The 19,878-nt window shown below is 73.2% G+C and carries 17 protein-coding genes and 1 riboswitch; of the genes, 9 read left to right on the top strand and 8 right to left on the bottom strand.

Features of this window, described 5'->3' with window-relative positions; translation table 11 throughout:
* The first annotated feature begins 78 nt into the window (after positions 1-78).
* On the top strand, positions 79-1,143 hold the full coding sequence (gene trpD / locus ABT122_RS17985; RefSeq protein WP_351552498.1) for an anthranilate phosphoribosyltransferase: 1,065 nt from the start codon (positions 79-81) through the stop codon (positions 1,141-1,143).
* Positions 1,144-1,450: 307 nt separating this feature from the next.
* Positions 1,451-1,568, top strand: a riboswitch (SAM riboswitch).
* A gap of 210 nt (positions 1,569-1,778) precedes the next feature.
* Positions 1,779-3,152, top strand: coding sequence for an aminotransferase class V-fold PLP-dependent enzyme (locus ABT122_RS17980; protein WP_351552495.1), 1,374 nt, complete (start codon positions 1,779-1,781; stop codon positions 3,150-3,152).
* On the opposite strand, the gene ABT122_RS17975 is transcribed toward ABT122_RS17980, so the two are convergent.
* The 7 genes from ABT122_RS17975 to ABT122_RS17945 form a co-directional block, all read right to left on the bottom strand.
* A complete protein-coding gene (locus tag ABT122_RS17975) occupies positions 3,104-4,306 on the bottom strand; it encodes a glycerate kinase family protein (RefSeq protein ID WP_351552492.1) in 1,203 nt (400 codons plus the stop codon). The genes ABT122_RS17980 and ABT122_RS17975 overlap by 49 nt on opposite strands.
* An 83-nt stretch (positions 4,307-4,389) precedes the next feature.
* Complete coding sequence (locus ABT122_RS17970; RefSeq protein ID WP_451068052.1) at positions 4,390-5,796, bottom strand: SLC13 family permease; 1,407 nt, start codon at positions 5,794-5,796, stop codon at positions 4,390-4,392.
* Positions 5,797-5,932: 136 nt separating this feature from the next.
* Positions 5,933-6,595, bottom strand: a complete 663-nt coding sequence (locus tag ABT122_RS17965) for a response regulator transcription factor (protein WP_351552487.1) — start codon at positions 6,593-6,595, stop codon at positions 5,933-5,935.
* On the bottom strand, positions 6,592-8,031 hold the full coding sequence (locus ABT122_RS17960; protein WP_351552484.1) for a sensor histidine kinase: 1,440 nt from the start codon (positions 8,029-8,031) through the stop codon (positions 6,592-6,594). The genes ABT122_RS17965 and ABT122_RS17960 overlap by 4 nt, the downstream gene beginning before the upstream one ends.
* The gene (locus ABT122_RS17955; RefSeq protein WP_351552481.1) at positions 8,018-8,416 is read right to left on the bottom strand and encodes a hypothetical protein; all 399 of its coding nucleotides are present in this window, start codon (positions 8,414-8,416) and stop codon (positions 8,018-8,020) included. The genes ABT122_RS17960 and ABT122_RS17955 overlap by 14 nt, the downstream gene beginning before the upstream one ends.
* A gap of 78 nt (positions 8,417-8,494) precedes the next feature.
* A complete protein-coding gene (locus ABT122_RS17950; RefSeq protein WP_351552478.1) occupies positions 8,495-8,776 on the bottom strand; it encodes an Lrp/AsnC family transcriptional regulator in 282 nt (93 codons plus the stop codon).
* Entirely contained in the window at positions 8,773-9,510 is a 738-nt protein-coding gene (locus ABT122_RS17945; protein ID WP_351552475.1) for a rhomboid family intramembrane serine protease, read from the bottom strand. Before ABT122_RS17945 ends, ABT122_RS17950 begins: the two co-directional genes overlap by 4 nt.
* Before the next feature lie 151 nt (positions 9,511-9,661).
* On the opposite strand from ABT122_RS17945, the gene ABT122_RS17940 reads away from it, so the two are divergent.
* From ABT122_RS17940 to ABT122_RS17920, 5 genes are all read left to right on the top strand, one after another.
* Complete coding sequence (locus tag ABT122_RS17940) at positions 9,662-9,904, top strand: hypothetical protein (protein WP_351552472.1); 243 nt, start codon at positions 9,662-9,664, stop codon at positions 9,902-9,904.
* A gap of 34 nt (positions 9,905-9,938) precedes the next feature.
* Positions 9,939-11,300 (top strand): NYN domain-containing protein, encoded by a 1,362-nt coding sequence (locus ABT122_RS17935; RefSeq protein WP_351552469.1) that lies wholly within the window; start codon positions 9,939-9,941, stop codon positions 11,298-11,300.
* Positions 11,301-11,668: 368 nt separating this feature from the next.
* A complete protein-coding gene (locus ABT122_RS17930) occupies positions 11,669-12,790 on the top strand; it encodes a C40 family peptidase (protein ID WP_351552466.1) in 1,122 nt (373 codons plus the stop codon).
* Between the two features lie 221 nt (positions 12,791-13,011).
* Positions 13,012-14,061 (top strand): C40 family peptidase, encoded by a 1,050-nt coding sequence (locus ABT122_RS17925; protein ID WP_351552463.1) that lies wholly within the window; start codon positions 13,012-13,014, stop codon positions 14,059-14,061.
* 29 nt (positions 14,062-14,090) lie between these two features.
* Positions 14,091-15,335: a hypothetical protein gene (locus ABT122_RS17920; protein WP_451068054.1), complete on the top strand. Its 1,245-nt coding sequence runs from the start codon at positions 14,091-14,093 to the stop codon at positions 15,333-15,335.
* A 159-nt stretch (positions 15,336-15,494) separates the two neighbouring features.
* On the opposite strand, the gene ABT122_RS17915 is transcribed toward ABT122_RS17920, so the two are convergent.
* Positions 15,495-16,727 carry a glycosyltransferase 87 family protein gene (locus tag ABT122_RS17915; RefSeq protein WP_351552460.1) on the bottom strand — a complete coding sequence of 411 codons (1,233 nt, stop codon included), beginning with the start codon at positions 16,725-16,727 and terminating at the stop codon, positions 15,495-15,497.
* Between the two features lie 121 nt (positions 16,728-16,848).
* Here ABT122_RS17915 and ABT122_RS17910 point away from each other — a divergent pair, with 121 nt between their 5' ends.
* Both ABT122_RS17910 and ABT122_RS17905 read left to right on the top strand, forming a co-directional pair.
* Positions 16,849-17,991 (top strand): glycosyltransferase family 4 protein, encoded by a 1,143-nt coding sequence (locus tag ABT122_RS17910; RefSeq protein ID WP_351552457.1) that lies wholly within the window; start codon positions 16,849-16,851, stop codon positions 17,989-17,991.
* A 172-nt stretch (positions 17,992-18,163) separates the two neighbouring features.
* Positions 18,164-19,780: a GMC oxidoreductase gene (locus ABT122_RS17905; protein ID WP_351552454.1), complete on the top strand. Its 1,617-nt coding sequence runs from the start codon at positions 18,164-18,166 to the stop codon at positions 19,778-19,780.
* The last annotated feature ends 98 nt before the right edge of the window (positions 19,781-19,878 follow it).

Raw genomic sequence — 19,878 nt, 5'->3', positions numbered from 1 at the left:
GGGGCTCTTCGCTGTCCCCCGGGGCTGGATAGGGTGGGAGCCAGACCACCTCTTTCCCAGCTGGACCTGGAGCGGACCATGAACGTTGTGACCCCGGTCGGCGGCGACAGCGTGGCGGACCTCTCCTGGCCCCGTGTGCTGAACGCGCTGCTGGACAACCGCGACCTGAGCGAGACCGCCGCCGCGTGGGCGATGGACCGCATCATGAGCGGTGAGGCGACCGATGTGCAGATCGCGGGGTTCGCGGTGGCGCTGCGGGCCAAGGGCGAGACCGTCGAGGAGATCTCCGGGCTCGTACGGACCATGTACGGGCACGCGAACCTGATCGAGGTGCCCGGGCCGACGGTGGACATCGTGGGGACGGGCGGGGACGGGGCCAACACGGTCAATATCTCGACGATGGCCGCGATCGTCCTGGCCGGCACCGGAGCGAAGGTCGTCAAGCACGGGAGCCGGGCGGCGTCGAGCGCTTCGGGGGCGTCGGATGTGCTGGAGAAGCTCGGGGTCAATCTGGAGCTGACGCCGCAGCGGGTGGCGGAGGTCGCGGAGGAAGCGGGGATCACTTTCTGCTTCGCGGCGAAGTTCCACCCGGCGCTGCGGCATGTGGCGGCGGCCCGCAAGGGGCTCGGAGTGCGTACGGTCTTCAACTTCCTGGGTCCGCTGACCAACCCGGCCCGGGTGAAGGCCCAGGCGACGGGCGTCGCCGACGCCCGGATGGCGCCCATCCTGGCGGGGGTGCTGGCCGAGCGCGGCTCGTCGGCGCTGGTGTTCCGGGGGGACGACGGGCTGGACGAGCTGACGACGACGGCGACGTCGCGGGTGTGGGTGGTACGCGACGGCTCGGTGCGGGAGGAGGCCTTCGACCCCCGGGACATCGGGATTCCCCTCGTCCCGATGGAGGCCCTGCGGGGCGCGGACGCCTCGTACAACGCGGAGGTCGCGCGGCGGGTCCTCGCCGGGGAGAAGGGGCCGGTGCGGGACGCGGTCCTGCTGAACTCGGCGGCGGCGCTGGTGGCCCTCACCCCGACCGACGCCGCTCTCACCGACCAGCTCGCCGCGGCCGTCACCCGCGCCGCCGAGGCCATCGACTCGGGCGCGGCGACGAGTGCCCTGACCCACTGGATCACCGCGACCAACGCGTAGCCCCTCCGGGGGAGGGCGGGCACCGCCGGCCCCCGCCGTCGTGGTGGTCTCCCGCCGCGGCGGGATGGGGGCCTCACTCACCCGGTGGTGGGGTGCCGCCCGTCCTTCTCCGCCGCGACGGCGCGATGCCCCCACCGGGGTCTCCGGCGGTGCCTGGCCGCCGTCGGCTCGGCGGGGTCGGGTGCGGGGCCAGGCGTGGGCCGGTCCGGCGGGCGCGGCTGACTCCGGCCTCGGCGCAGAGGCATCGACATCCCGGGATACGGGACAGGGTTGCGCCGGGAACTGTGGGTGGCTTAACGTCTTCGCAGGTCATGAGCGACAGCGACTACGGCCCCGGCCCGCTGTCCGGCAACCCTCCGTCCGTGGCGGGGTGCCCCGGGTGAAGACCAGGCCGTGGGCAGCGAGGTCCGCGGCAAGCGCGGACCCCTGCACGCCCTGGGGTCCTGGTCCTCAAGGGAGCAGTCTCGTGAGCAAGCGAATGCGATAGGGCTGAACGCCCCTTCTTCAGCACACCCTCCACCCACGCGGACATCCCCGCGTGCGCCGAGGCACCCCCGTACGCCGAGCGCCCCCGAGGCGCGCCCACGCGTACCGCCAGAGAAGCCATTCCGCCTGTCCCGCCGGGAGATCTCGCCATGTCCGCACGCTCCAACACCGCCGCCGACACCACCCTCCGCGCCCCCCTCCCCGTCCTCGGCCGCGATGTCACCGTCCCGCTGGTCACCGGCGGCGAAGTCACCTACGCCGCCCTGGACTACGCCGCGAGCGCCCCCGCCCTCCAGCGCGTCTGGGACGATGTCGCCGCCTACGCCCCGTACTACGGCAGCGTCCACCGGGGCGCCGGCTATCTCTCCCAGCTCTCCACCGACCTCTTCGAGAACAGCCGCGCCACCGTCGCCGAGTTCCTCGGCTGCCGCGACGACGACCAGGTCGTCTTCACCCGCTCCACCACCGACTCGCTCAATCTGCTCGCCGCCGCGCTCCCCGCCGGCTGCGAGGTCTTCGTCTTCGAGACCGAGCACCACGCCTCGCTGCTGCCGTGGCGTGACGCCCGCGTCACCTACCTCAACGCCCCCCGCACCCCCGCCGAGGCCGTCACCACCCTGGAGCGCGCCCTCGCCGACCGCGACCCCCACGGCCCCGCGCTGGTCTGTGTGACCGGCGCGTCCAATGTGACCGGTGAGCTGTGGCCCGTACGGGAACTCACCGCCGCCGCCCACGCCCACGGCGCCCGGATCGTCCTCGACGCCGCCCAACTGGCCCCCCACCACCCCCTCTCGGTCCGTGAGCTGGACGTCGACTGGGTCGCCTTCTCGGGGCACAAGCTGTACGCGCCCTTCGGCTCCGGTGTCCTCGCCGGGCGCGCCGACTGGCTCCAGGGCGCCGAGCCCTACCTCGCGGGCGGCGGTGCCTCCCGGAAGGTGGCCCGCCGTGCCGACGGCGGGGTCGACGTCGAGTGGCACACCACCGCCGCCCGCCACGAGGCCGGCTCGCCGAACGTGATCGGCGTCTACTCCATCGCCTCCGCCTGCAAGGCCCTCACCGAGGCCGGTTTCGACACCCTCGTCGCCCGCGAACAGCAGCTGGTCTCCACCGTCCTCGCCGGTCTCGCCGAGGTCCCCGAGGTCAGAGTCCTCTCGCTGTTCGGGGACGACGCCCCGCGCGTCGGAGTGATCTCCTTCGTGGTGGAGGGCTGGAACAGCTCCCACTTCGCCGCGGCCCTCTCCGCCGAGTACGGCATCGGCGTCCGGGACGGCCTCTTCTGCGCCCACCCCCTGGTCCGCACCCTCCTCGGCAGCGACCCGCGGGACCCGGGCGAGTGCGGCGCGCCGGAGGGCGAGCCGGGGGAGCGCTCCCTGAACGCGATCCGGGTCAGCTTCGGCGCGGGCACCCCCGACGAGCACGTGGAGCGTTTCGTACGCGCCGTGCGGGAGCTGGTCTCCCAGGGCGCGCGGTGGAACTACCGCACCGAGGACGGCCGGTGCGTCCCGGACACCGCCTCCGCGTGATCCGGTAGCCGGGTCCCGATCAGCACCATCCGCAGGGCCCGCTCGGTGGCGTCGGCGAGGAACTCCCCGCCGCGCCCGAGCGCCTCCGTGAGGCTGACCGGCGCCGGCAGGATCGCGCTGTACGCGTCCACCCCCTCGGCCCGCACCAGGTGCGCGCCCTCGCCGATGGTCCCCGCGAGGGCCAGCACCTCACGCCCGTACAGCTTGGCGCGCCGCGCCACCTCCGCCGGGACCTTCCCGCGCGGGGTCTGGTGGTCGAGGGCGCCCTCGGCGGTGAGGACCAGATCGGCGCGGGCGAGCCGGGCGTCCAGGTCCAGATGGTCGAGGAGGACGTCGAAGCGCGGCAGCAGCGCCGCGCCGAGCGCGGCGAGACCCGCGCCGAGACCGCCCGAGGCCCCGGTCCCGGGGCCCCCGCACAGATCGGCGCGGACCCTCAGATCCCGGGTCAGAATCCCGGCCCAGTGCTCCAGCCCCGCCGCCAACTGCTCCACCTGCGCGGGTGTCGCGCCCTTCTGCGGCCCGAAGACCCTGGCCACCCCGCGCTCCCCGCACAGCACGTTGAAGGGGTTGCAGGCGACCCGGATCTCCGTCTCGGCGAGCCGGGGGTCCAGCTCCGCGATGTCGACGCGCGCCAGCCGGATCAGCTCCCGCCCGCCGCGCGGCAGTTCCTCGCCCGCCTCGTCGAGCAGCCGGGCGCCGAGGGCCTGGAGCGCCCCGGCGCCGCCGTCCGATGTGCCGGAGTCCCCGCAGCCGACGAGAATCCGGCGGGCGCCGGTGTCGAGCGCGGCCCGGATCAGCTCACCGACGCCATAGGTGGTGGTCGCGCCGGGGTCGCGCAGATCGCGCGGTACGAGGGAGAGCCCGGCGACGGCGGCCATCTCGACCACCGCGGTCTCCTCCCGGTCCCCGAGGAGCGCGAAGTGGGTATCGATGGGCTCCCCGGTGGGCCCGGTGGCCCGCAGCCGCACCAGCCGTCCGCCGGACGCGGTGGCCAGGGCCTGGGCCGTCCCCTCGCCGCCGTCCACCAGCGGGATCAGATCGATCTCCGCGTCGGGGATCACCCTGCGCACCCCTTCGGCGATGGCCTCGGCGGCGCACTGCGCGGACAGGGACTCCTTGAAACCGCTGGGGGCGATGGCGAATCGGGTCAGCATCGTGAGAACTCCTGACAGAGAAAGAGAGGGTGTGAGGGAGCCGGGGCGCGGGCACGGCGCGCCGTTGGGCGGGGGGCTTCGCGTCAGCTGACGGGAATCCCGAGCAGCGGCCAGACGGCGATCGCGAAGAGCAGCACCAGCGCCGCCGTCAGCGGCGCCAGCACGGCGGAGAGCCGCAGCAGATCGCGCGGGGTGTAGGTGGGGACACCGGGGATCTCGGCGAAGAGCGTGACCGGCTTCGCGGAGGCGGGCAGGGTGTGGCAGAAGCCGGCGGCGGCGGTGGAGGCGAGGGCGGCGGCCACCGGGTTCACCCCGGCGCCCACGGCCGCGGCGACCACCAGCGGCACCAGGACGGAGGATCTCGCCGAGCGGGACTGGAGCACCAGGTGCGCCACGGTGGAGACCGCGACCACCACCCCGAGGAACAGCCACGGCGGCAGATCCAGCGGCACCCCGCCCACCAGCCACTTCGCGGCCCCGGAGTCGGCGAGCGCCACGCCCATCGCCATGGTCGCCGCCATGAAGAGCAGCAGCGCCCACGGCACGGTCTTCAGCGCGTCCTTGAGCCGTACGGTGCCGAGCGCCGGGGAGGCCGCCACTATGGCCCCGATCAGCGCGACCACGGCGGGCGGCACCCGGTGCAGGGGCTCGCTGCACCAGAGCGCGACCACGGTCGCCAGCAGCAGGGCGCACCGTGTCTCGGCGGCCTCCCAGGGCCCGATGACGGGCTTGTCGCTGTGCTCCTGGATCTGTTCGGCGGTGATGTGCACGGGACCCCGGCGGTCCTCCCGTCCCGTGGTGGTGAACAGCACCACCTCCGCCGCCAGATGGGAGGAGACCACGGCCAGCGGCAGCCCGATGAGCAGCCACTCGGTGAATCCGATCCGCTCGCCCGCGGCCTCCCAGAGCACCGAGACGGTGATCAGATGGGCGCCCGCGCCGATCAGGGTCGCCACCGCCGAGAGCAGGATGACGGTGGGGAAGAGCAGCGCCAGCATCACGACCAGCCGCTTGCGGTCGGAGAGCGCCTTCGCCAGGGCGAGGAAGACCGGCATGGCGAGCGCGGCCCGGCCCGAGGTGGCCGGCACGGCGAAGGCGGTGACCACGAGCGCGGCGGTGGTCAGATGGACCAACTGCCGTACGGTGCGGGCGCCGCCGACGAGGAAGGCCGCGGCCCGCCCGGCGAGCCCGGTCCTGGCCACCGCGGCGGCCAGCACGAAGGCGCAGATCAGCAGCCACACCGTGTCGTCGCCGAGGGTCCCGAACAGCTCATCGCTGCTGATCACACCCGTCGCGGTGAGCGCGAGCCCCGCGCCCAGCGCGATATAGGTGTCGTCGATCGGGGTGCCGATCCAGGCGCAGGTCGCCAGGGCGAAGACGGCGAGGGTGATACGGGCGTCCCCGCTCAGCCCCGGGAAGTTCCCGGGGACGATGAGCAGTGCGCAGATGCTCAGGGCCACGCACAGGGTCGCCGCTTGTCGCAGGTTCATGGTCACATGAGAAAGGCTTCACCCGGGCGGTGAGCGCTCCATGAGCACTTCATGAAAGGAACTTCACGCGACGGGGGGACGGGCGGGCCCGGTCCCGCTCATGTGGCGGTACCGGGCCGGAAGCGGGCGGAACAGCTCATTCCGGAAGCCGGTACCCCATGCCCCGTACCGTCTCCACCCGTCCCGCGCCGAGTTTCTTGCGGAGCGCGCGGACATAGACGTCGACGATGTTGGAGCCGGGGTCGAAGTCGTACCCCCAGACATGGGAGAGGATCTGCTCCCGGGAGAGCACCTGCCCGGGGTGGCGCAGAAACAGCTCCAGGAGGACGAACTCCCGCGCGGTGAGGTCCACCATCCGCTCGCCGGAGCGGGCCCGGCGGGTGCGCAGATCAAGGCTCAGCTCCCCGTTGCGCAGCACCGTGACCTCGGGGGCGCGGGCGGCCGTGCGCAGCCGCAGCCGCACCCGGGCGAGGAGTTCCTCGAAGCGGAAGGGCTTGGTCATCCAGTCGTCGGCGCCGCCCTCCAGCCCGGCCACGGTGTCGCGGACCGAGTCCCGGGCGGTGAGCACGATGACCGGGACCGATATCCGGGCCTCGCGCAGTTGCCGCAGTACGGTGAAGCCGTCCTTGCCGGGCAGTCCGATGTCCAGCACGATCAGATCGAAACCGCCGGTCACGGCGTAGTCGTAGGCGGCCTCGCCGTCCCCGACGACGGTGGTGGTGAAGCCGTTGGCGCGCAGCCCCTTCTCCACGAAGGAGGCGATGCGTTCCTCGTCCTCGACGATGAGTATCCGGTTCACAGGGTCGCTTCTCTCTGGAGTACGAGGACGAAGGTGGCGCCGCCGCCGTCGGTGGGGCGCAGCTCGACCCGTCCGCCGTGGCCCTCCGCTATGGCCTTGACGATGGCGAGCCCGAGCCCCGCGCCGGTGGCCCGCGCGCCGCGCCGCGCGGTGCCGCGCCGGAACCGCTCGAAGATCACATCGGCGTCCTGGGGCTGCACCCCGGGCCCGGTGTCGGCGACGTACAGCTCCATGGAGTCCTCCAGGCTGCGCGAGCCGATGGAGACCCGCTGGCCGGGGACGGTGTGCTGGACGGCGTTCTGGGCGAGCTGGACCATGGCCTGGGTGATCCGCTGGGCGTCCACCAGCACCTCGGCGTCGACGGCCCCGGCGAACGTCCAGTCCCGCTCGCCCAGGGTCCGTGCCTTGACGAAGACATCGGCGGTCAGCTCCCCGAGCTGCACGGGTTCGGGGGTGACGAAGTCGGGCCGCTCGGCCTTGGCGAGGAGGAGGAGGTCCTCCACGATCCGGCTCATCCGGTCCAGCTCCTCCATCACGATCCGTACGGTCTCCTCCCGTTCTCCCGGATCGTCGCCCATCAGCTCCAGATGGCCGCGGACGATGGTGATGGGGGTGCGCAGCTCGTGGCCGGCGTCGTCGACGAACTCCCGCTGGGCGGCGAACGCCCGCTCCAGCCGGTCCAGCATGGCGTTGAAGGTCTCGGCGAGCGCCGCTATGTCGTCGCGGCCCTCGACGGGGATGCGCCGGGTCAGATCCTGCTCGGTGAGCTGTGCCGCGGTGGTGCGCACCAGGCGTACGGGCTGGAGGATGCGGCCCGCGACGGCCCAGCCGATCCCGGTCGTCATCAGCAGGGCGACCCCGGAGATGGCGAGCAGCATGGTGAAGACGTCATTGGCCTTGTCCTGTTCGCCCTTGGGGTGGATCGCGACGACGAACGCCGCCGGCGGGTGGGCGGGGCCGGAGTCGATCTCCACCTTGGCCCAGCGGACCTCGCCCTGGGGACGGTTGAGGGTGCCGGCGGAGTCGGGGGAGTCGAAGACGGCCGACAGCGCGTGCTTGTCGGTGGCGAGAGGGCTGTAGGCCCGTGCCTCCCGCTCCTGTGCCTTGGTGGCCGGGTGGGTGCCGGTCCGGCCGACGAGTCCGAGGAGCTCCTCGTCCGGGTCGGCGTACTGGCGTGCCAGGAAGAGCCTCAGCAGGGGGTCGGGGGCGGTGAACTTCTTCCCGTCGCGGGGGTCGACCCCCTGCCGGACGAAGTTGGCGAACTCAGCGGCCTCCTGCACCAGGAGTCCGTTGATCCGATGGTCCACATCGCGGAGGAGTACGGAGCGGGTGGCGGTGGCCACGGCACCCAGGGCGACCGCCATGACGAGCAGCAGCCAGAGGAGGATGCGCAGCCGTGCGGAGACCCAGCGTCGTACGGGGTCAGCCGTCGTCACCGGAGTCGTCGCCGCCCGGGCCGTCGTCGCCCTGTCCGTTGCCGTCGTCGTCGTTGTCGTCACCCGGGGGGTTCTCCCGCACCGGTGGCTGCGGGACGGTCTCGTCCGTCGGCCGTGACGAGGGTGAGGAGCCGGACGGCGGCGGGGTGAGCGTCTCGTCGCTGGGGGTGGGCCGCGCCGAGGAGGACTGCGAGGGGTCGGGCTCCCCGGAGGAGCCGGACCCCGGGGAGCCGGACGGGTCCGCCGGTGAGCTCGTCTGGAGCTCCACCTTCGGCGGGACCTTGCGGTCGTCCGGACTGTCGGTGAGGGCATAACTGGTCACCGCGATCCCCAGGGGGATCGCGACGACCGCGGCCAGGGCCGCTATGCGATGAGAGAAGACCATGTGTTCGATACTGGCCAGACCACTCGGGAGGCTGGATGAGACGAAGATGAGGAATTCCTCATCTTGGGCCCTTTCGCCTCAGGAATCCAGTCCGATCGCGAACGCCGCCTCCAGATCGTGCTGGGAGTAGGTGCGGAACGCCACATGCGTGTCGGTGGCCTCCACCCCGGCGATCCTGCTGATGCGGCCCGGGATCACCTCGGCGAGATCGTCGTGCCGGGCCACCCGGACCATCGCGATCAGGTCGTAGGTGCCGGTCACGGAGAAGACCTCGCTGACGCTCTCCAGCGAGGCGATCGACTCCGCGATCTCGGGGATGCGGTCCACGCTGGTCTTGATGAGCACGATCGCGGTGATCACGGCTTGCTTTCTCCCTCGGTGGCCGCTGCTGGGGTCTTCACTCTAGCCCTACGGCCGAAACGTCCCCATGCGTAGAGAAACCCGGCCCCGAACCCCACGAGATGTGCCAGATACGCCACACCGGGCCCCCCGCTGCCCGCGCCCGACGCGGCCAGCCACTGGAGCGCGAACCAGAAGACCAGCACGATCCAGGCGGGGAAGCGCAGCGGCAGAAAGAAGAGGAAGGGGAAGAGACTGGTGACCCGTGCCCGGGGGAAGAGAAAGAGAAAGGCCCCGAGCACCCCCGAGATCGCTCCCGAGGCCCCCACCAGGGTCTGGTCGGACCCCGCGTTGGCGGCCGCGTAGGCGAAGAGCGCGACATACCCCGTGATCGCGTAGAAGACCGTGAACTCCAGCTGTCCCACACGCTCCTCGGCCATCGCGCCGAAGACGTAGAGAAAGAGCATGTTGCCGAGCAGATGCAGCCAGTTCCCGTGGACGAAGAGCGCGGTGAACGGGGTCAGCAGTGCTCCGGGGTCGCCGCTCGTCAACGCGGAGGGGATCACCCCCCACCGCTCGAAGTAGCCGCTCTGCGCCGCCAGCAGCGCGTCCCCCGTCCCGTAGTCCGGATTCAGCCCCGACACCGGGCTGACCAGGAAGACCGCACTGCAGACGGCGATCACTCCGTATGTCACGGAGGGCCCCGTCGCCGCCCCCCGGAACGCGCCCAGGGCCACGCCCCGCCAATCGACCATGGACAGATCATGGCTTAGTGGAACGGAACGGTACAGAGCGCCTCGCCGTGCCCCTGGACCCCCTTGAGGCCATAGAGTTACGGGGAGTACACCCGCAGTTCGACGGCGCACCGCGGCAACCGCATCCGGACGACGAAAGAGGACGGCACTCATGACGACGGTTCCCTCGCCGACCGCCGGCACCCGCTGGCGCTGCGCACTCTGCGGCAATCTCACCCGCTTCGATGTCACCCGCTCGTCGAAGGTCGTCGAATACGTCCATCTGGACCTGGCCGGAGAGCCCAAGGTCGAGGAGCGCGAGGTTCTCAGTGAGACCATCGAGTCCGTGCGCTGCCGCTGGTGCAACGCCGTGGACAAGATCGAGCTGGTGGACAGGCCAGGCGCGGACTCCTGACGGGGTCCCCGCGGAGGGTATGGGGTGACGGATCGTGGAGCAGCCTGACAGCGGCGCCGAACCGGCCGGTGCGGCCGGGGACGCCGCCGAGGCGCTCGACCGGCCGTTGCCGGAAGGCGTCCGGCGCCGGGTCGTGGCACTGGTCTCGGACGCCTTCGGCGGGCTCACCGTCGGTGAACTCCCGCCCCAGTTGCGGCAGTACGCCCGGTTCACCCCCTCCCGGCGGGCCAAGTTCGCGGGGAACGCGATGGCCGCGGCGCTGGAGAGCGATCCCCTCTTCCGGCAGCGCATCGGCGAGCGGCTCACCCAGGTGCAGACCGAGCTGTGCGCCGCCCTGGCCGCCGGATCGCCGCCCGCCGCCGCCGACCCCCTCGATGTGGCCGCCGCGGCCTATGTGCTCCGGCCCACCGGATGGGTGAAACTCGTCGCCGCGGCCGGCGAGGAGGCCCTGCGCGCGGATGCCGAGCGCGCGGACGAGGCGGGCCGGCGCGAGCTGGACCGGCTCCGCGAGGAGCTGGCGGACGCCCGGGGGCTGACCAAGAGCGAGACCGAGCGGCTGCGGACCGAGCTGGAGACCGTCCGCAAGGAGGCCGAGTCGCTGCGCCGCAAGGTCCGCAGCGCCCAGAGCGACATCAAGCGCGGGGAGGCCGCGCTGCGCCGGGCCGCCGCCGAGATCGAGACCGTGCGGTCGGAGAGCGCCGCCCAGGTGTCGGCGGCCGAGAGCGAGACCCGGCGGCTCAAGGCGCGCCTCGGCGAGGCGGAGGCCGCCGTGGAGGCGGGGCGCAGGGCGGCCAGGGAGGGCCGCTCGATCGAGGACATGCGGCTGCGGCTGCTGCTGGACACCGTGCTGGACGCGGCCCAGGGGCTCCGCCGCGAGCTGGCGCTGCCGCCCGCCTCCCTCCACCCGGCCGACACGGTCGACGCGGTCGAGCCGGGCCGGATGTCCCCCAAGGACATCGCCGCCCGCGCGCTCTCCGAGACCGATCCGGCCCTGCTCGACCAGTTGCTGGCGCTGCCCCAGGCCCATCTGGTGGTGGACGGCTACAACGTCACCAAGACCGGCTATCCCACGATGCCGCTGGAGAAGCAGCGGCTGCGGCTGCTCGGCGGGCTCTCGGTGCTGGCCGCCCAGACCGGGGCGGAGATCACCTGCGTCTTCGACGGCGCGGAGCTGGCGGCCCCGGTGCTGCTCGCCCCGCCGCGCGGGGTGCGGGTGCTCTTCTCCAAGCCGGGGGTGACCGCCGACGAGCTGATCCGCCAGCTGGTGCGGGCGGAGCCGCCGGGCCGGCCCGTGGTGGTGGTCTCCACCGACCGCGAGGTCGCCGACGGGGTGGCGAAGGTGGGGGCGCGGCCGGTCGCCTCGCTGCTGCTGCTGAAGCGGCTCTCCCGGGTCTGAGTCCCGACCGGGTCCGCCGCGCCGGGTGAACCGCGCTCTCCGCCATGGGGTCGATGTCAACTCATGGTGCCAATGCCCGGATTCATTCGGAAGTGATCGAAACAGACGGTCAAATGCCCCTTACGGCGGGTGCGATACGAGTAAAGAATGCCTCCGTGACCGAGATTTTTCCCGGCAGGATTTGAAGTGATCACAAGTGGGTCACTAAGGTCAGGCTTCGAACCTTCGCGCGGTAGATCACCCATCCGGGGTGGCAGCGGAGGACCGCCGAGTCCGTGCGCCTCAGCAGTCTCCCGGGGGAGCTGTGCGCGCGGAGCCGGGGCGTCCCCTCCCGGTAGGCGGCTCAGAGGAAGAAGGAGCCGTCCTTCGTGGCGTCCCACCGTCGTCCCAAGCATCCGAGCCGCGCCCGTGTGACCGTGCTCACCGCGACCGCCGCCGCCGCTGTGGCCCTCACCTCCCAGACCGCTCAGGCCGATCCCAAGCCGAGCAAGAACGATGTCAAGGAGAAGGTCGACAAGCTCTACCAGGAGGCCGAGAAGGCCACCGAGAAGCTCAACGGCGCCAAGGAGCAGCAGGGCAAGCTTCAGAAGCAGGTCGACAACCTCCAGGACAAGGTCGCCCGCGGCCAGGACGGGCTCAACGAGCTGCGCGACAGCCTCGGTTCGGTGGCCAGCGCCCAGTACCGCTCCGGCGGTATGGACCCCTCCCTCCAGCTCTTCCTCTCCTCGGACCCGGACGACTACCTCGACAAGGCGTCCGCGCTGGACCAGCTCGGCGCCAAGCAGACCGAGGCGATCACCGAGATCCAGACCAAGCAGCGGACCCTCGCGCAGCAGCGCAAGGAGGCGCAGGAGAAGCTCGGCGACCTCGCCGACACCCGCGAGGAACTCGGCGCCAAGAAGAGCGAGGTGCAGGCGAAGCTCGGCGAGGCCCAGCGGCTGCTGAACTCCCTCACCGCCGCGGAGCGGGCGGCGCTCAAGCGCGAGGAGGCCGAGAAGGCCGAGCGCGCCGAGGAGCGGGCCAACCGCGCCACCGAGCGCGAGGACCTCACCAACGCCACCGGCACCACCGGCACCGAGTCCGCGAAGAAGCCCGCCACCAACACCGACACCGGTACGCCCGGCTCCGGGAAGCCCGCGTCGGGGCGGGCCGCCGCCGCGTACAGCGCGGCCCAGGGCAAGCTGGGGGTGCCGTACGTCTACGGCACCGCCGGCCCCAACTCCTTCGACTGCTCGGGCCTCACCTCCTGGGCCTTCGCCCAGGCCGACATCTCCATCCCCCGCACCTCGCAGGCCCAGACCGGCATCGGCACCCGCATCAACTCGCAGAGCGATCTCCAGGTCGGGGACCTGGTGTTCTTCTACTCCGACCTGCACCACGTCGGCTTCTACGCGGGCAACGGCCAGATCCTGCACGCCCCGCGCACCGGCGCGGTGGTGCGGTACGAGTCCATCAACAACATGCCGTACATGTTCGGCGTGCGCGTCTGACCCGGCGCCCCACCCGGCCGGGCCGCCGAAAGGCCCGGCCGTGCCGCCCAATCGGGCGAATTCCCGCTCCCCTCGCTGACGCCGCGCCCCGCCGGTGACCTGTGGTCTCCCGGCGGGGCGCGGTCGCGCGCGCCCTCCGGGGTCTTTGGCCGCCCCGTGGTCACCCGGCTACTGTCTGCCGCGCAACAGCCCCTGTGTATCCGCAGAAGGGAGCGCGGTCCGTGGTGTCCCATCGACGGCCCTCACAGCCCGGCCTCACTCACAGCGCCAGGACCACGGTCCTGACCGCGGCGGCCGCGGCCACGGCCGCCGCCGCTCTCGGGGCCGTACCCGCGAGCGCCGACCCGCACGACACACCGCGGACGCCGTCGTCGCGGAGCGCGCAGACCCGGGTGGACCGGCTGTTCGCGGAGGCCGAGCGCTCCACCGAGAAGTTCAACGAGGCGGGCGAGCGGGCCGGGGAGCTGCGCCGGGTCGTGGCCAGGACCCAGGACGGGGTGGCGCGCGGACAGGAGCGGATCAACCGGATGCGGCAGGCGCTCGGCTCGGTCGCCGGGGCTCAGTACCGCTCGGGCGGGGTCGACCCCACCCTCGATCTGCTGCTCTCCTCCGATCCCGACACCTATCTCGCCCGCGCCGAGGCGCTCCAGCGGATCGGCGAACACCAGCACGGGGTCCTGCGGGACTTCCAGCGGGTGCGGCGCGATCTCGCCCAGCAGCGCGCCGAGGCCGCCCGCGCGCTGGCCGAACTGGAGCGCAGCCGGGCCGCGGTGGGCCGCCACAAGCGGGCCGTGGAGCGGAGGCTCACCGAGGCCCAGCGGCTGCTGAACTCCCTGACGGCGCGGGAGCGGGAGCGGTACGACCGGGCCTCGCGCGCCCGGCGGGACGACGCCCCGCCCGGCCCGGCCGGCGCGGCGCCCGCCTCCTCCCGGGCCGCCGCCGCGCTCAGGGCCGCGCGCGGAGCGGTCGGCCGCCCCTATGTGTGGGGCGCCAACGGGCCCGCCGGGTTCGACTGCTCCGGGCTCACCCAGTGGGCGTACGGGCAGGCGGGTGTCGGGCTGCCGCGCACCTCCCAGGCCCAGCGCGGCGCCGGCCGGCGGGTGGCGCTCGCCGACGCCCGGCCCGGCGATCTGGTCGCCTACCGCGACGACGCCAGCCACATCGGGATGTACGCCGGCAACGGCCAGGTCGTGCACGCGCCCTATCCGGGGGCCGCGGTGCGCTACGACCCGGTCGGCATGATGCCGGTCTCCTCGGTCACACGCGTCTGACCCGGGCCGCGTTCCGTACGATCGGCGGCGTGGCGGATCACGGATACGGACGGCGCGCGGTGGTGCGGACGGCGGGGCTCTCGCTCGCGGCGGCCCTGATGGCGCCCGCGCTCCTCACGGGGTGCGGTACCTCGGCCCCGGCGTCCGACGCCGCCGTCCGCTCCATCCAGCGCACCCTCGACGCCCGCGCGGCGGCGGTCCTCGCCGGTGACGAGCGCGGCTATCTCGCGGCGGTCGCCCCGGGGGCGGAGCGGCTGCGGGCCGAGGAGTCCCGGCGCTTCCGCGGTCTCGCCCGGGTGCCGTTCGGGTCGTGGGAGTACCGGCTCGGCGCGGTGGACCGCCGGGGGGACCGGGCCGTGGCCGGGGCTGAGCTGCGCTACCGCGTCAGCGGGTACGACAAGGGGCCGGTGACCGCCGCCCGGACGCTGGAGCTGGTCCGGGAGGGGGACCGCTGGTACGTGACGGCGGACCGGGTCGCCGAGGGGGGCGCCGAGCAGCTCTGGGAGCAGGGCGAGGTCACGGTGGTGCGGGGGAAGCGGAGCCTGATCCTCGGGGTCGGCCAGGAGCCCGCCCGGCTGGAGGCGCTCGCGGTCACCGCCGACCGCTCGGTGCCGGCCGTCACGGCGGCGTGGCCGTCCCGCTGGGCCGGGCGGGTGGTGATCCTCGTCCCGTCGACGCTGGAGGACATGGGGGCGCTGCTGGGGGCGCCGGCCTCCGGGTACCGGGGGATCGCGGCGGTCACCACCGGGGAGACCGGCGGGTCGGGGGAGTCGCCGGCGGACCGGGTGATCGTCAATCCGGCGGCGTACGGGGTGCTCGGGGAGTTCGGCAAGGAGGTGGTGCTGACCCATGAGACCACCCATGTGGCGACCCGCGCGCACACCTCACCGGCGACGCCCATGTGGCTCTCCGAGGGGTACGCGGACTGGGTCGCCTACCGCGCCACCGACCGCACCGCCCCGCAGACGGCCCCGGAACTCCGCCGCGAGGTGCGGCGCGGTGCGCTTCCGGCGGAGCTTCCCTCGGACGGGGACTTCGCCTTCGGCGGGACGCCGCAGGAGCTGGCCCGGGCGTACGAGGGAGGGTGGCTGGCGTGCGAGCTGATCGCGGAGGAGTGGGGGGAGAGGAGGCTGGCGGAGTTCTACCGGGTGGTGGGGGCGGGGGAGCACCGGGGGGCGGCGGTGGAGAAGGCGATGTCCGACATCCTGTCCACCACTCCCCGTGCCTTCACCACCCGGTGGCGCACGTATCTCGCCCACCGCCTGGGCGGGTGATCCGGGGTACATGCAGCCTCGCCGGCGTTTGAGGCGCGGGGGTGGCCCCCGAACCCCCCGAACCCCGGCCCGCACGGTGCGGGCGAGCTTCCCCGGAGCTGCCCCTGGGGGTGCCCCGGGGCGGGCCGGGTTTGCTCGGGTGTCCCGTCGCGCGGGGGCTCACACGGTGGATCGGCTGGGGGTGTCCGCGGGGCCGCGCACCGCGGAGGGCCTGCCCGAGGGCGGCCAGAGGCGCGCGCAGCCGAGCGCCGTCGCGGCCACCAGAAGCGCGTTGCGCAGCGTCAGCGCCACCAGCCCCGCCCCCTCACTCGCCACCACCCCCGAAAACCACACCGGAAACTCCAACCCCGTCATCCCCGTCGCCCCCAACACCACCCCCACCACCCCACCCATCCTGCTCCCCCCGAACGTCATGCACACCGCCCCCACCCCCACCACCCACACCATGTACTGCGGACTGATCACCCGGCTCGTCGCCGTGAACAGCAGCACCGCCACCAGCGCCGCGTCGCACAGCGTCGCCGGCCCGAACTCCCGCACCCGTACCCGCCACACCACCACCCACCCCAGCGCCCCCACCGCGAGCGCCAGCGCCACCCCCGACACCAGCGGCACATACGGCCCGAGGAACTCCACCGAGCCGTAGTGGAGCACCGCCCTCCCCTCCCAGCCCGCGTACCGGGCGGCGTGGAACACCATTCCCCCCAGCGACTCCACCTCCGTCCCCCGGTCCCGCTGGAACGTCAGAAAGGCCAGCGCCCCCGGCATCGCCGCCAGGAACACCAGCGTCAGCCCGCCCGCGGTGACCCCGGCCGCCGCCCACGCCCGCCGGGTCGCCCGGCCGCGCGGGACCCCCACCAGCAGCAGCACCGGCCAGACCTTGAGCAGCGCCCCGAACCCCGCGAGCACCCCCAGCACCCGGGGCCGCCGCGCCCCCGCCAGCAGCGCCGCCACCGCGACGGCGGTGACCATCAGGTCGTACCGCGCGTAGACGGTCGGCCCGAGCAGCGGCACCCCCACCGTCCACACCCACGCCCCGCGCGGCGACCTCCCGGCCCGCCCGCCCGCGTACGCCAGCAGCGCGTACACCGCCGCGTCGCAGACGAGCACCGACGCGAAGAAGCCCCCCGCGTACCCGAGGAGGGAGAACGGCGGCAGCCCGGGCGCGAGGATCGCGAGCGCCGCGCCCGGCGGGTACTGCCAGGTGACGTCGGAGAGCGGGAAGACCCCGGTGCGCAGGATCTCGTACCAGCCCCGGTAGATCACCGACACATCGGTGGTGACATCGGGGCCCGGGAACGGCAGGACCTTGGAGACGCACAGCAGCAGACCCGCCCGGGTGATCACCCACACCAGGAGCCGGGTGCGGGGGCCGCCGTATGCGCCCGTCATGAGATCTCGTCCAGTTCGTCATGGTTTGCGAAGCTGCCCCATGATGCCGTGCGCGCCACCGCCCGGCGATCGGGCAGGGCCGTTCGGCGCCCTCCCCGGATTTCGGTACTGTCGGCTGACCATGCACAAGACCTTGATCGTGACCAATGACTTCCCGCCGCGCCCCGGCGGCATCCAGGCGTTTCTGCACAACATGGCGCTCCGGCTGGACCCGGACCGCCTGGTGGTCTACGCCTCCACCTGGAAGCGGGGGCGCGAGGGCGTGGAGGCGACCGCCGCGTTCGACGCCGAGCAGCCGTTCACCGTCGTGCGCGACCGCGCGACGATGCTGCTGCCCACCCCCGCGGTCACCCGCAGGGCGGCCGGGCTGCTGCGCGAGCACGGCTGCGCGTCGGTGTGGTTCGGCGCCGCCGCCCCGCTCGGGCTGATGGGGCCGGCCCTGCGCCGGGCGGGCGCGCGGCGGCTGGTCGCCACCTCGCACGGCCACGAGGCCGGCTGGGCGCAGCTGCCCGCCGCCCGGCAGCTGCTGCGCCGGATCGGCGAGGGCACGGACACGATCACCTATCTGGGCGAGTACACCCGCTCCCGGATCGCCGCCGCGCTCACCCCGGAGGCCGCCGCCCGCATGGCGCAGCTCCCGCCCGGTGTGGACGAGAAGACCTTCCACCCGGACTCGGGCGGCGCCGCGGTCCGCGCGCGGCTCGGGCTCAGCGACCGCCCCGTGGTGGTCTGTGTCTCCCGCCTGGTGCCCCGCAAGGGCCAGGACACCCTGATCCGCGCGCTGCCCGCCATCCTCGCCCAGGTCCCGGAGACGGTTCTGCTGATCGTCGGCGGCGGCCCCTACGAGTCCGATCTGCGGCGGCTCGCCCGGGAGACCGGCGTCGCCGCCTCCGTGTGCTTCACCGGCGCGGTGCCGTGGTCGGAGCTGCCCGCCCACTACGGCGCCGGTGATGTCTTCGCCATGCCCTGCCGCACCCGCCGGGGCGGTCTGGACGTGGAGGGCCTCGGGATCGTCTACCTGGAGGCGTCGGCCACCGGGCTGCCGGTCGTCGCGGGCGACTCCGGCGGCGCGCCGGACGCCGTGCTGGAGGGCGAGACCGGCTGGGTGGTCACCGGCGGCTCCGCGCCCCAGTCCGCCGAACGGATCGTCGCACTGCTCCAGGACCCGGAGCTGCGCCGCCGGATGGGCGAGCGCGGCCGGCGCTGGGTCGAGGAGAAGTGGCGCTGGGATCTGCTGGCCGAGCGGCTCCGCACCCTGCTCTGAGACCCGCGCCCGGGCGTCGTCCGCCGCCGTCGGCCGTCCCGGTCATCCACCGGATATGACGGGACGTTCCTGACACTTCGTCGATCGGCGCGCCACGTCGTGCGTCCGGCCGGAATCGGATTCTCTGCCACGCGGTATGGGCAGAACTCCGGTTCTCACCGATGATCAGCCCATGAGCTTACATCTGACGCGCCGTCATATGCTCGGCGCCGCCGCCCTCCAGACCGCCGCGGCCCTCGGCTTCACCCGTATCGGACTCTCCTCGGCCGCGGCCGCCGAACCCCCGGCCGGCGACCACGCCCCCGCCGTCGTCATCGGTTCCGGATACGGCGCGGCCGTCGCCGCGCTCCGCCTCGGTCTCGCCGGGGTCCGCACCGTCGTCCTGGAGATGGGACGGCTCTGGGACACCCCCGGCCCCGACGGGAAGCTCTTCTGCCCCACCATCAGCCCCGACAAGCGGTCCATGTGGTTCCGCACCCGCACCGAGGCACCGCTCGCCACCTTCCTCTGGCTGGATGTCATCAACCGCGGCATCGCCCCCTACCCGGGTGTCCTGGACCGGGTCAGCCACGGCGACATGTCCGTCTACCTCGGCCGGGGCGTCGGCGGCGGGTCGCTGGTCAACGGCGGCATGGCGGTCACCCCGCCCCGCTCCTACTTCTCCCGGATCCTGCCCGGCGTCGACGCCGACGCGATGTACGGCACCTACTTCCCGCGCGCCCGCCGGATGCTCGGCGTCAACGACATCGACCCGGCCTGGTTCGAGTCCACCGAGTGGTACCGCTACTCCCGGGTCTCCCGCGCCCACGCCCGCCGCGCCGGCCTGGAGTCCGTCTTCGTGCCCAACGTCTACGACTTCGGCTACATGCGCCGCGAGGCGGCCGGCCAGGTCCCCCGGTCGGCCCTGGCCGGTGAGGTCCTCTACGGCAACAACCACGGCAAGCGCAGCCTCGACAAGTCGTATCTCGCCGCCGCCCTCGCCACCGGCAACGTCACCATCGAGACCATGAGCCGGGCCCGGGCCATCCGCCGGCAGCGGGACGGGTACGTCCTGACCGTCGACCGCTCCGACCTCTCCGGCCGCGTCACCCGGACCGACGAGATCGCCTGCGCCCGGCTCTTCCTCGGCGCCGGCAGCCTCGGCACCACCGAACTCCTGCTGCGCGCCCGGGAGACCGGGGCGCTGCCGGAGCTGAACGGCGAGGTCGGCCTCGGCTGGGGCCCCAACGGCAATGTGATGACCGCCCGCGCCAACCACCTCTGGGACCCCGTCGGCGTCCGGCAGTCGACCATGCCCGTGCTGGGCATCGACGACCCCGGCAACCCCGTCGGCCCGGTCTTCGCCGAGATCGCCCCGCTGCCGATGGGCCTCGAACACTGGATCAGCCTCTATCTGGCGATCACCAGGAACCCCGAGCGCGGCAGCTTCCGCTACGACGCCGCCACCGACTCGGCGAGGCTCGACTGGACGCGCTCGCAGAACGAGCCATCGCTCCGCGCGGCCAGGTCGCTCTTCGACCGCCTCAACCGCGCCAACGGCACCATCCACCGCTACGACCTCTTCGGCGGCAACCGGACCTTCGCCGACGACTTCACCTACCACCCGCTCGGCGGCTGCGTCCTGGGCCGGGCCACCGACGGATACGGACGCGCCGCGGGCTGCCCCGGGCTCTATGTCGTCGACGGCTCGCTGGTGCCCGGCTCCATCGGGGTGAACCCCTTCGTCACCATCACCGCCCTCGCGGAACGGAACATGGAACGGATCATCCAGGAGGACATCGCCGGCTGATCCGGAGCCGGCCCGGACCTGCCCCGGCACGGCCCTCGACGACGGGCTGCGCGACCGGATCTAGCGCACGATCCGCGAACTGCTCTCCCCGCGCCATG

Source organism: Streptomyces sp. NPDC001985, assembly GCF_040296845.1.
GTDB lineage: Bacteria > Actinomycetota > Actinomycetes > Streptomycetales > Streptomycetaceae > Streptomyces.
Note: the sequence above shows the minus strand (reverse complement) of the source record. Positions and strands in the feature narration are given on the sequence as shown.